Raw genomic sequence first — 12,783 nt, forward strand, 5'->3', positions numbered from 1 at the left:
TGTATCCTGAAAGTAAATTGATGCTCATATATATTGCAACTCTGAACTTATAATTTTTTCGATTATAGTTCTTAAAAATATACTCGCGTTCTTGTAAATAAAGAGTCAGCCATAATAATAATGATACTATTAAATATATTTTCATATATAATGGCATATTACCTCTTATACCTGGACCTGAATATATAAAATAGTAAAATCCAAAAATAATGAAATTCACTAATGATAATCCTATTAAATGTGAATGTTGAATTGATTCTATTGATTTTTTTTGTAGATTTTCCTCCATAATGTACACCTTCCTTTTATCAACTAAATACTGAACTTACACCTTTAGTTACAGTATTCCATGAATTTTTAGCAATTTTTTTACTATTATCTATTGAATTATTAATTTTATCTTTTGCTATATCTTTAACTGCCTTATCTTCAACTTTAATATCTCCTAACATACCTGCTAAAATACCAACTCCAGCTCCTGCTAATGTCCCTACTACAGGGATTGGTATAGCAGTTCCTACTGCTGCACCTGCTGCTGCACTTCCACCTAAGATTGATAAGTCCACTCCTGCACCTACTAATTTTTCTTGCAGTGAATCTTTACTCATATTATCTGTTATAGCGGTAATAGCAGCTAATGGTTTTAATGCTTTCCCTCCCATTTTTGTCAATTTTCCTAACTTCCCTAAAATATTTTTGTTTTTAAAATCTTTGGCTACACCTTTTATATCTTCATTCCAATATTTTTTTATGTTTTTTTGAATTGCGGATTTTGATTTTAAATTTTCTTTCTTCAAAAATGTTTCTCTAAAACTTTGATTAGAAAAAGTATTTTTAAATTCAGTTGATGCCGCCTTTTTCATTTCTTTTGCATCAAAGAACTTTTTAGCGTCACCAAACTTATATTGAAAATTTTTATTCTTCAAGTCTTTTTTCAATATTTCAGCAGTTTTATTATCATATTCCTGTACTTTAGACATCCAATTAACTAAATTACCTTTTTTAAATGGATTATTTTTAACAAATTCACCAGTATTTTTTATTGCATTTTTTAATTTAATATTATCTCTATTTGTATTAAATACCATTGCCATTTTTCTCAATTGTTTTTTATCCATATTATTTATTAATTTGTTTATGTCTCTGGTATTGTTATATTTTTTAAAACCTTTCATTGCACTACCATTACCAATTGCCTTTAAAGCGAAATATTCTCTGCCAGCTTGAACCATAGCATCATAAGCATTTTTATTAAAGGGTTTCTTATAAATTGTGTCACTTGTTTTTTCTAGATACTTTTGCCATTTTATTAATTCTTGGCTTGTTTGATGTCTGGCGATTGCTTTTTCTATCTTTTTAGTTGTTGAACTGATTCTTGCTCTATTAGAAGATAAGCCCTTAACGTAAGAACTAAGCCCACTTAATTCTGTAATTAAATTATCAGTTCTGTCACCATCAATAGAATTATTAGCATCGAACGAAGTAAGTTTTTCTAAAGTTTTATCTATATGTTTATTAAAATCTGCCATCTTATTAGACAGATTATCATATTTTATTTTTTTTGCTGTTGATAAATCTGACACATCATTTATCGCATTATTTGCATCATCACTAGACTTAAATGCATCTCTTAATGCATCAACTATTTCCTTTTTATATTCTTTAATTTTACTTTCGTCTAAAATCGCTGCTTGATTATTATCTACTTCTGACTCAAATTTATTAATGGACTTGTCTAAATCAGACTTAAAATCTCTATTTATTTTTTTGATTTTATTAATTGATTTTATATGAAAGGTATTTGTATAATTCTTAACACTTGAAGCAGCTTTCCCTTCAAATCCATCTGTATTAATCAATTTGGACATACTTGAACTTAATTGGTCAACATTAGAATCAACTGATTTAAGAGAACTTTCGACTGCTTTTTTCATATTATGAACTTCAGTCATATCAACTTTTGTTCCCATTGTTATCCCTCCATTATAATTTAGCTTCCAGTACCTTTATATCATGAGATAATTTGCTAATTTGATTTTCAACTCCTTTTATTTCTTTATTTTTTTTCGAAATGTCATCCTCTAAATCATTTTCTGCGTTTTCAAAATCTTGGTTAACATTTTTCAATTCTGAATTTATTTCCTGCTTTTTTTTATTACTTTTATTTCTAGTTTCTCCTTTCCAATCAGAATCTGTTATTTTAGTTTTATCATAAGAACTTTTAGCTTGATTAAAATCATCTTTTGCTGATTTAACATCTTTTAATGCATTCTCTAATCTTTCCAAATCACCATTTAATCCTGTTAATTCAGTGTTTTTTTCAATTTTTTCACTTTTTTTCTGAGAAATTTGTTGTCTTATTGCGAATTTATTACTCATTTATACCCTCCATGATAAAAATATATGCTTTTCATATATTAATTATTTTGCCCAATTTGATTAGCGATATCACTATCGTTCGCCACTATTTCATTAACAGTTGTTTGCATTGCTTCCACATCTTGTGAAACTATAGATTCATAATTGGAAATAGCTTTATTATAGCTTTCGTACATATCAACATATTCTGTAAATGTTACTAAATTGGTCTTTGATAAGTTTACTTCCCCATTTTCACTCATTATCCCTTGACTATTGTTGCGTATATTTTTAATATCAGCAGTTACTGAAGACTGATTTAACTTTATCATCTTTAAACATCCTCTATTACTTTTAATTTTTTATATTCTTGGTTATCCACGATATACATTTCTTGAGGTTTTAATTCTGGTTCACCAAATTGATCTTTCACTTTAATAAATTCTTGCTCAGAAATTTTATGTCCAATAATTGATTGATTGACTGTACGTGTCAACATTTTACTTTCTCGATCAAATGCGCCTATTGTGTCTGAATACAATCCACTAGCTATTACAATCACATTATATTTTGGACCTTCATTAAATAACATCCTCACTTCATCTTCATTCATTCCTGTAATTTGGTTAAATCTTTTTATGTTGTTAATGAATACAATTTTACGTTCTTTACAAGATCGTTTTCCTTCTTTTCTAGAAGCAATTTCTTGTTTAAAGCCAGTACGAATCATATTTAATTCAGAAGGTGAAGAATGATATGATGAAACACTTTCCGAATACGAATTCATATTTTCATCCACATCAACTAATATAACCATATTGTTTTTGCTATATACTTCTAATTGATTCATAATAATTCGACTTAAATATTCATGTTCGTTCGGTTTTACAGCAGTAATAATACTAGGCTTTGTAACATCTAAACTAACCAATTCTACGTCTTCAAAGTCTAATCCTACTGGCAGTTTATGATCTTCTAAAATGATTTTTTCAAAGTCGTATTTAGCTTCTAGCTCTTCTCGAAGTACTTTTTCTGGCATCATCGGAATGTGTGCAGGATATTCACCTACGTAGTGTTCGTTCATTTGTGCGATTTCATCTTTGATGCAACTATTGTAGGTTTGCCCTTCTTTCACTTCAAATGGTTGTGCAATTTGGAATTGTGTGAAGTTGTCATCGTTGATGGCTGCACGTCCTTTAATATCTTTAACACCTTTTTTATATGAGCCAATGATGTTTGTTAGTTCATTATTTTCAAATAAGTATAGTGCAATACGCGTCTTAATATTAGTAAATATAGATGATTTAACGGCGCTTGATCTAGAACCAGTCAAGATAATGTAAACACCTAATGCTAGACCTTCTCTTGTCACTTTAGCCATCATTTCTTCATAATCTTCGACGAAAGGTGATTCTTTTACTGTGTCATAGTTATCAATGATGATAAAGACGTTGGGCACTGTTTTTCCTGTTTCTTTATTATATTGATCAATGTTAATCACACGTTCTTGACTTAATAACTTTTTACGTTCGGCGATAATCTGATGGATTTGTTTAATGGCTTTAGCAATTTTATCCTCTTGATCCACTGTGAAATAATCTGCGACGTGTGGAACATCACTGACAGGCATTAAACCGTTTGTACCAAAATCGAATAAATACATATGTGCTTGATCTGGTCGATAGTGACGTGCCACATCAAAAATGACATTGTGCAGGAAGTTCGTCCGTCCATATCCAGGGCTACCAATTAATGCAATATGACCTGCTTGTTTTAACTTCAATGTCATCGGTCCTTGATATTGATCTTCTGGCACATCTTTCAATCCTAAAATTAATTCGACTTCTTTAGGTTGGTCTGTCCATAATTTGTTGAAATCTGTTTCAGTTAACTCTGATTGATATACTATCTCAGGTAATGGTGGTAACCAAGGTCGTTTAATATCCGGTATATTTAAACGCTCTGTAATATCCTCAATATGATCAATCACTGCTTCGAGTTCTGTTTGAGTTTCAGCTGGTTCCTCATCGTCTAATCCACTTAAGTCTTTGTTGATAGGTTGTAATTGACCATAATCATTAATCATATAGATTGTTTTATCTTCATTATCTAATGATTCACCTTCGATATCGTACGTCGCACCACTCCAAGCAGACTGGAATAATTCATAAATTTCATTATTACCGACTTGTAAGTATGCACGTCCTGGTAATGTGATATCAGCTGCGTCTGGTGTTTTTAAAATTTCGTTACTGTCCTGTCTATCTTGTACTTTCAAAGCAAGTTTGAATTTAGAGTTAGACCATATTTGGTCATCAACCACACCAGATGGTTTTTGTGTCGCTAAGATCAAATGAATACCTAAAGAACGACCAATACGTGCTGTTGAAACGAGTTCTTTCATAAAATCAGGTTGTTCTGATTTCAATTCAGCAAACTCATCGGAAATAATATATAAATGTGGCATAGGTTCAGTTGCTATACCTTCTTTAAATAACTTGTGATACTGATTGATGTGGTTAACATCATGTTCTCCAAATAATCTTTGACGTTTACGCAATTCTGCTTTTATAGATGTTAAAGCTCGCATAGCTTCATCACCGTCTAAGTTCGTAATAGTTCCTACTAGATGTTTTAAATCTTTGAACAGATTCGCCATACCCCCACCTTTATAGTCAATTAATAGAAATGCGACTTCATGTGGATGGAAGTTCACTGCAAGAGACAAGATATAAGACTGTATAATTTCTGATTTACCAGAACCTGTTGTACCTGCAATTAAACCATGTGGGCCATGCGCTTTTTCATGTAAGTTAAGTGATAATACATCGTCTTTACCTCTTACACCTAAAGGTACTGCCATTGTTTTATATGTTTCATTTTGCTGCCAACGATTAACAACATCTAATTCATGAACTTCATTAACATCATACATTTGTAAAAATGTAATACTATCAGGAATTGCGTTCTTCATATGTTCAATATGATTAAGATTAGCAATTCGACGTGCAATATATTCTTTATCAATACCATCAATATTTTCCGGCGTGAATTTCAATTGCACTAATTCTTCTTCTTTCATAATAAGTTCGCCTTCAGTTCTAGATTTAATATCTATTATTGTTTCCACGTGTTCTGGCAAACTTTCAATAACGTCTTCCACAAATACTAATGAAATACCATATTCTGATAAATCTTGATTCACATATTCTAAAATAACGTGATCGATAATAAGTGACATATCAGTAATCACAAATACTAAATGTGGTGTGAATACGATTTTTTCATTACTTTTACTTTTTTCTCTTACTGTTTGAATACGCTCTTTAATCATACTGTATACAGAGGTCAAAATTTGATCACGTGTACGCTGATTATAGACGAACCCTCTTATGTTTAAAGCACTCAATGTCATATGAGGTAACCAACGCGCCCAGTTAAAGGTGTCACGTTCATCTTCTCTAATCACATATAGCATTTCCACATCATGATAACTGTGGAAAGTGGCAAGTTGAAGCGTCATCTTCTCTAACTCTTCAATAATCAAATGTCTGGCACCAATATAAGCAATTGGACCATGTGTTAAATCATTAATTAATGGCGCTTTTTCAACTTCTTGATAAAATTCATAAAGTTCTTTCGCATCGTCAAATAATTCATCTCTTCTTTGAACAAATTCATCTTCTTGATAATCGACTTTAAAAGATTTTTCAATATTAGCGATACCTAATTTATAATGTAGAAAATCATGATGATGTGATGTTTTCTCATAAATTCTAGGTGCCTTATTTTCAACAATATCTTTAATTTCAGATAATGTTGGATAATGGAAATTCAAACTAAATCGTTGGTCTTTTATCGCTTTATTGATATCCGATGACTTATCACTAAGATACTTTTTATAATCCTTCTCCCGCTTTTCGACCTCTTCTTTATATTTCTTTTTCTCAGAGAAGTAAGTTGTAATACCAAAGATAACCGTTACGATGCTCATACCAATCATCATAATAATATAAACACCAATTGGTCTGACTAAAAAGATGACTACTGTCAATGCAATCATTACGAGTGGCGGAACGATGGAACGCCATATCGCAGTATTATTCTTTTGAATTGGTTGCGGCGGTTTTTCAATTTTAATTGTCTCAGTAGGTTCACGATGAATGATTCTTGGTGAACGATGGTAATCGTTATAATCATCTGATTGTGCATCTGGTGTATCTTGATTAAGTCTGATTAAATCTGAAATCATAGTTTCGTGACTCATCATTTTCAAACCGTCGGACTGCACTTCAAACCAAACCCCATTGATAAAGACATGATCCCCGATGTACGCTCTGCTCCATTTGTCATTACTAAGTTCATAATTGATGTATAATTTTGAATCATCATTATGTACAAACTGAACACATCCAGTCTGTCCAATTTCAGCATAATTTTTAATCATAATGACATTCGAAAGTTCAGCAATTTTAATATCATCATAATCATTAGGACCTATGGTTATCACGTCTCGTGTATTTGGGTAAGCAAAGGATGCTATGTTTGAAGTATCAAATAGGTATAACGACACATTACCATCATTCGTCTTTCTTTCTTGTCCTTTAAATATAGAAGAATGATTAGCTTGCCATGTACCTTGTTCATTCTGTTCTAAATGAATCACATCATTAAAATTGTCTAATGTAATGTCAGCTGACTTATCTCCACTAATGGTATATGTCTTTTGATTTCTTAAATTTAACATTTTCAATTGATTCTGGTATTCAATAATTAATCTATGCATAGTTAGTTACTCAGTCCTATACTATTTTTTACGTTCTGCTTCTTGACGTTTCTTTTTATCTTTTGCTGCCTGTTCTTTTTGTTTCTTCTCATTCTCTTCTTGCTGTTTTACTTTTTTGTCTTTTTCTTCAGCCTTTTCTTCTTTTTCTTTAGCTTCTTCATCTTTAACTTCTTTTTCTTTATCTAAGATGTCTTGTAATTTGTCGTTATATTTTTTCGTTTGTTCAGAACGTTTATCATTAGATAAATCTGAATTATTTTTAATTTCATTTAATTTATTTATTAAAGCTAATTTTGTAATATCGTTATCATCTAGATAAGTAGCAATATTTAAAGCTTCATCTAAATGTCCTTGCCCCAATTGCATCCAATATAATAAGTAATCTTTATTGGCATCTGGTGTAACGCTATTAAGCAAGTTCTCTTTTTTATCTTTTTCTAATCCCTGCTTGTTTGTTTCAATATAACTTTTCGCATAGATATAGAGTGCCTCTTTATCAAGATTTTTACCATCTAAATCTTTGTAGTCATTAAGTACTTGTGTATAATCTGCTTTGACATAAGATTGATATCCTTTTTCAACCTGTTCTTCATTCTTCATAACAAAGAAATACAGATAAGCTAAACAAGCAATTAATAACACGCCAATAATACTCATTGCTATTCCTAACCATTTAAAAGTATTGTATTTTCGTTTTCGGACATATGAAAAGTTCTGTGTATAATCTGACTGTTGCTTATTATATTGTTCTGTTAAAAATTGCTTAAGTTCAGACAAGTTCTTAGATTGTATAATTTTATTTTCAAAAGGTGTTCCTTTATGTAGTTCTAAATTTCCTTCAACAAGCGCATCGAAATTCACTTTTTGATTAAAAGCTGTAATAATTAATGACTTGTATCGTAAAAGAAAATCATCTTCAGACAACGGTAATGGTTCTACAATATTCTTTAATCCTCTTGTCTTCATGAGTGGAAGTCCATCTTTTGTAAAGTAAAGTTCGTCTGGAGATAAATTAAAGGTATAACGTGTTGCTCTAAGTTCTTCTAATTTTCCAATATTTAATAAATATCTCAGCTTTTCATTTTTGGAAAAACTTTTAATTTTTTCAAAAGGAATATTATGTTCTGTAATATGGTAATGCACTTGATAGTTATCACGTAGTTCTGTTAACTCTGCATCAAGGAAGTATGATGTATGTTGCTCTAACAAATACATTAGATGACTTTGTTCTTTCTTAATGGATGTCTTAGGTATTTCTCTCATGTCTCTTCTTTCATGCTTTTCATCATTAGTTTGACGATCTAGTGGTTCTAAATCCTTTAACTCACTTGTCTTTTTATTAGCCATTTATTTTTATCCACCCTATAGTAATTTTAATATGTCTCCGTCGGTAATTTGATAATCTATCAACCTATCATTTTCAACTAAAAGTTGATTTTTCGTTATTACTTTAATTTGGTTGCTTATGTCACTCAAATGAATATCTAAACTTTCCAATACTAATGGTAACAATGCTTTCATTGACATGTGTATTGGTACTGCCAAATCATAAGTTCCGTAGTTATAATTCGTAAAATCGAATGTCACTTTTTTATGTTGTTTCATTTTTGCCTTCTCCCTCTTCTAATAGAAAATATGACAAACCCAACTGTTAAAAAAGCCCCTATACTCAATAAAATATAAGGAACTACATTTTTCTCCTGTTTATTTTGAATATAGGGACTTTTATCACTCTCCACAGCTTTTTCAGCATTCGTTGGGGAAAACAATACTTTTTTAGTTTCATCCAAGCGAGTATTTTTACTCGCTTGGTTCTGAAACATACCATTTTTTATTTTATTGTCTTTTTTCTCTCGTTGCTTTTTCAGTGCATCATTTACCTTTTTACTGTCTTTATCAAATAAAGTTGTATCATATTGATTTAAATCTTTGTTTACATTTTCCTTTTCCTCTTGATCAACTTGAATATCGAGACTTCCTCTGGGACTATCTGCTGTTAATAATGTCATAGTCATTAAACCTTCTATTAACATTTAGATGAGCCTCTCTTTCTTAAAGTGCTTGATAAACATATTAAGTACAAATCCAATAATTACAATCACTGACATTATGAATAATGCCATTCCAACTGGATGTTCTGCATTCAGGAAGTTATATATCATAGTATCTACATAGGATAATGGTGAGAATTTGTTTAACGTATGATTTGTATTGAAGTAATTCATCGCAACAAAATAAATACCTAATGTAGTCATCATGATAAACATACCAATTGATTTAAGTTGTCTGAATAAGTAAGTGTTGATTAATACAAATAGCATCATTGTCATGATAATCATAAACATAAACTTAACTTTATAACCTGGCATAATGTGATATTGATTCATAGCAATTAGACCAATGACAACACCCTCTATTAAACCAGTCAATGTGATGATTGAGGAAATAATCACGTTATTCCACATTCTATTATTTTTACTAAATTCATCTTTAATTAAGTTAAGACTTCCTTTTGCTCTTTCGTAACTGTAAAATACATAAGCTGTCATCATTGCGATTAAATACATCAACAGTACTAAAATCGTAGGAGACATAGTATCTTTATCACCATTATTTGCTAATACATTTTCCAAATTTTTCTTTTGAATTGGATTACTCATAAAGTCTTTTAATGCGACATTTTGACGATCCCCATCTTTAGAATTTTTAAGTACTTTTTCAAAATCTTTAGCAAAAAGTTGGTTCTTTTTGTCATTATTAGACATTTGTTCATTTAAATCATTTGCTCTTGTACCTAGCGCTCTACCGCTTGCATGTAAATTATTAACATTATCATCTAATTGGTTTAACTCTCCACTAATTTGATCTGCATTAGATTTAGAATTTTGTACATCAGATAGTAAGCTTGTACTTCTCTCTGATAATTTACTTACTTGATCGTCTAGATTCGTAGATAATGTTGTAAATTCTTCACCTTTATCTTTATCAATTTTTGGCGTCTTAGGTTCTTCATTAAGTGTCTTTTCAGCTTGACTCAGGTCACTAATAAGATTTGAAATATCTTTTTTGTTTTTCTTAATATCATCTTGATTGTTCATTACATCTTCAATCATTTTGTCTGAAGAATTATCTAATCCATCGATTTGTTTTAATAATTGTGATTTATCATTTTTAAAGTTTTTCATATCATCAATGACTTGATTTACCATCATATCTACAATGGCTTTATTATCAATCGTTGGTTTATCTGAATTTAAATTAAAATCTTTAAAAATATCGTAATGAGACTTGAACTTATCTAATGAACGTAACTGTTGATCTAAGTCTCCACTAATCAATTCACCCTCTAAGTTATGATTAATAGATAAGTCTACAACATTCACTCTATCTGGTTCTTCATTCGTATCGTTATTAGCGTTATCTTTCTTATCTGCTTGACCAAATAACACTTGCAATTTCATTGTTTTATCTTTTAAAAATTCAGATTGATATTTACTATCATTTTTTAATTTAGCTGTACCTTTGATTTCCACATCGTATGATTTCTTCGTTGTATCTAATTTAATATCCTGATTTTTAATGTCATATTTCTTGTCATTTACATATACATATCCGTCAAAGTCAAAATTAGGATCGGTCGCAATAGTTAATTGGTTGATATCGCGACTTTTAATCGTTTCATGACGTTCGAATTTCACACCTTCGTTAATCAACTTAGATGTATCGTCTGCCGTGATTTCACCATTATAATCTTGTTGCTTAATAAGGTCTTGTGGATGAGCCTTATTATATTCATCTTTGAACTGTTGAACATCATTAAGTATAGATTTATATTCCCTCGTAGCTTTTAAGGATAGTCCTGCATTATCCAAGTCTTGTTCGGACATATTTAAGATATAGTTTTGATCTTGACCTATTTTGTCTTTTTCAATGTCATTTCTTAAATGATTAATCATCGTATCTTGCATTTTCTGTTTGTCGTCTTTAATTTGTTGTAAAGCATCTTTAAGATCTTGATTATCGTCTAGTTGTGCCCTCATTGATTTAGTCAATTCTTTTCTGTAATCTTCAATCATCTCGTCAGTAAAAGGCGATTCTTGCTTTTTAACATCATCCTTGACTTTGCTTAAGCGATCTTTAAATGTTTTCTTGTATTCTTCTTTAGATTGATCTTTAGCATCTGCTTGTTTATCGAGTTGATTATCAACTTGTTTCAAATGATTGATATAGTCTTCTATATCGACATTGTCTCGTTGAGATTGATAATCTTCTAATATTTGTTCCATTGCTGATAAGTTTCCTTCAAACCACTCATCTTGGTCTTGAACTATAGATGAAGCACTTAAATCATTACTAATATTAAATATATTTGAATTACTGCTTAATAGTGAATGATTATATTGTTGTATCCACGTTGTAATACCTTTATTTGCAGTTATAGAATTCACTAATGTATCTGTGAATAATTCTGGAAAATCATTTAATGGATTTAATAAATAATTTGCGAAGTTGTTATTAACACCTTGTTCACGCTTCATAATATCGCCTACATTTTCTTGGGCATTATGCAAATTATCTATAATACTTGTTAAGTAGATTTCAATTAAATGTTTATTAAAGTCATTAAGTACATTACTTACAACTTTTTCAGTTTCTTTAGCGATACTCTCTTTTTGACCAACTGCAGTTTTATATTGAATAGACATTTTTGACGGTGTCTTTTTGTCTAATTGCATAGCTAATTTTGTGAAATCTTTAGGAATCACAATCATGACTTGATATTTACCATTTTTCAATCCTGAATCCGCAATACTACGTGTTACAGTTTCAAATTTATAATTACTTTCTTTTGATAATTTTTTTATAAATGGTTCACCTAATTCAATCTTTTTTCCATTATACTTAGTTGGTTGGTCTTCGTTGACAATTGCAATATGTATATTTTCACTATTTTTAACTTCTTTTTGTGTATTATCTTCAGTCTGATTCCCATATTTAAAATGGACAAAGGCAATCATTCCTACTATAGCAACAATGATGATTAAGATTACGCTGGAAAGATAAATCCAATTTTTCTTTGTCATGTTTCTTTTCCCTTTCTAACCCAATACTAATAAAACGAAGAGGCGAGACCCCTTCTATATCAATGTATAAACTGATAATCCTTAACAAACACTGTTTGTTAATCCACTGTTAGGTTTTCCCGCCTCAACAAAATATTACTGTAAACCGAAGTTATTAGATAATTGTTGGTCTTGTTCTTGAACAGCATCTGCTGTGCTGTTTAATTGTTGTTTGATTTCTTCTAATAACTGAGCAAATTTTTCAACTTTAGGACTAAGTTGTTGGAATTGTTCTTCAAAACGGCTGAAAGCTTGTCCTTCCCAGTTTGCTGCGATTTCGCCTTGTGCACGAGTTAAATCAGCTAAAATTTGGTGTATTTGTTCAGAACCTTGTCCATAAGATTGTGATTTAGCTCTGATTTCCTCTGGACTCATCTTAATCATTGCCATAATTAGAAACCTCCTGAAAATTTGATTGTATTTTCTACAAGATACAGTAAAATTTAAATTTAAAGTATCTTATGTAAATAATATACAAATAACTAGAGTCCGGGACATAAAGTTCTTGGATAAGTG

At 30.4% G+C, this 12,783-nt stretch carries 9 protein-coding genes and 1 pseudogene; all 10 read right to left on the bottom strand.

Annotated elements, in window-relative coordinates; translation table 11 throughout:
* A pseudogene (locus HMPREF3241_RS09790) lies at window positions 1–289 on the bottom strand (DUF5079 domain-containing protein); the annotation flags it as partial.
* A gap of 19 nt (window positions 290–308) precedes the next feature.
* Entirely contained in the window at window positions 309–1,970 is a 1,662-nt protein-coding gene (locus tag HMPREF3241_RS09795) for a T7SS effector LXG polymorphic toxin (protein WP_070853640.1), read from the bottom strand.
* 13 nt (window positions 1,971–1,983) lie between these two features.
* Complete coding sequence (locus HMPREF3241_RS09800; RefSeq protein ID WP_002458320.1) at window positions 1,984–2,379, bottom strand: YwqH-like family protein; 396 nt, start codon at window positions 2,377–2,379, stop codon at window positions 1,984–1,986.
* A 38-nt stretch (window positions 2,380–2,417) separates the two neighbouring features.
* The gene (locus HMPREF3241_RS09805) at window positions 2,418–2,690 is read right to left on the bottom strand and encodes a TIGR04197 family type VII secretion effector (protein ID WP_002458321.1); all 273 of its coding nucleotides are present in this window, start codon (window positions 2,688–2,690) and stop codon (window positions 2,418–2,420) included.
* 2 nt (window positions 2,691–2,692) lie between these two features.
* A complete protein-coding gene (gene essC, locus HMPREF3241_RS09810) occupies window positions 2,693–7,144 on the bottom strand; it encodes a type VII secretion protein EssC (RefSeq protein ID WP_070853641.1) in 4,452 nt (1,483 codons plus the stop codon).
* A 21-nt stretch (window positions 7,145–7,165) separates the two neighbouring features.
* A complete protein-coding gene (gene essB, locus HMPREF3241_RS09815) occupies window positions 7,166–8,491 on the bottom strand; it encodes a type VII secretion protein EssB (RefSeq protein ID WP_002490433.1) in 1,326 nt (441 codons plus the stop codon).
* A 15-nt stretch (window positions 8,492–8,506) separates the two neighbouring features.
* A complete protein-coding gene (locus HMPREF3241_RS09820) occupies window positions 8,507–8,749 on the bottom strand; it encodes an EsaB/YukD family protein (protein WP_002446971.1) in 243 nt (80 codons plus the stop codon).
* Entirely contained in the window at window positions 8,746–9,177 is a 432-nt protein-coding gene (gene essA / locus HMPREF3241_RS09825) for a type VII secretion protein EssA (protein ID WP_002496637.1), read from the bottom strand. The genes HMPREF3241_RS09820 and essA overlap by 4 nt, the downstream gene beginning before the upstream one ends.
* Window positions 9,178–12,228 carry a type VII secretion protein EsaA gene (esaA, locus tag HMPREF3241_RS09830; protein WP_002446969.1) on the bottom strand — a complete coding sequence of 1,017 codons (3,051 nt, stop codon included), beginning with the start codon at window positions 12,226–12,228 and terminating at the stop codon, window positions 9,178–9,180. It abuts the gene before it with no gap.
* 135 nt (window positions 12,229–12,363) lie between these two features.
* Window positions 12,364–12,657, bottom strand: coding sequence for a WXG100 family type VII secretion effector EsxA (esxA, locus tag HMPREF3241_RS09835; protein WP_002458326.1), 294 nt, complete (start codon window positions 12,655–12,657; stop codon window positions 12,364–12,366).
* Window positions 12,658–12,783: the final 126 nt, after the last annotated feature.

It is taken from the genome of Staphylococcus sp. HMSC34G04 (assembly GCF_001838765.1).
Classification (GTDB): domain Bacteria; phylum Bacillota; class Bacilli; order Staphylococcales; family Staphylococcaceae; genus Staphylococcus; species Staphylococcus epidermidis.

What these genes read in the sequence shown, in the direction of transcription:
- essB (WP_002490433.1), bottom strand. Translation starts at nt 8,491, where the DNA reads ATGGCTAATAAAAAGACAAGTGAGTTAAAGGATTTAGAACCACTAGAT.
- HMPREF3241_RS09820 (WP_002446971.1), bottom strand. Translation starts at nt 8,749, where the DNA reads ATGAAACAACATAAAAAAGTGACATTCGATTTTACGAATTATAACTAC.
- HMPREF3241_RS09795 (WP_070853640.1), bottom strand. Translation starts at nt 1,970, where the DNA reads ATGGGAACAAAAGTTGATATGACTGAAGTTCATAATATGAAAAAAGCA.
- esaA (WP_002446969.1), bottom strand. Translation starts at nt 12,228, where the DNA reads ATGACAAAGAAAAATTGGATTTATCTTTCCAGCGTAATCTTAATCATC.
- essC (WP_070853641.1), bottom strand. Translation starts at nt 7,144, where the DNA reads ATGCATAGATTAATTATTGAATACCAGAATCAATTGAAAATGTTAAAT.
- esxA (WP_002458326.1), bottom strand. Translation starts at nt 12,657, where the DNA reads ATGGCAATGATTAAGATGAGTCCAGAGGAAATCAGAGCTAAATCACAA.
- HMPREF3241_RS09805 (WP_002458321.1), bottom strand. Translation starts at nt 2,690, where the DNA reads ATGATAAAGTTAAATCAGTCTTCAGTAACTGCTGATATTAAAAATATA.
- essA (WP_002496637.1), bottom strand. Translation starts at nt 9,177, where the DNA reads ATGTTAATAGAAGGTTTAATGACTATGACATTATTAACAGCAGATAGT.
- HMPREF3241_RS09800 (WP_002458320.1), bottom strand. Translation starts at nt 2,379, where the DNA reads ATGAGTAATAAATTCGCAATAAGACAACAAATTTCTCAGAAAAAAAGT.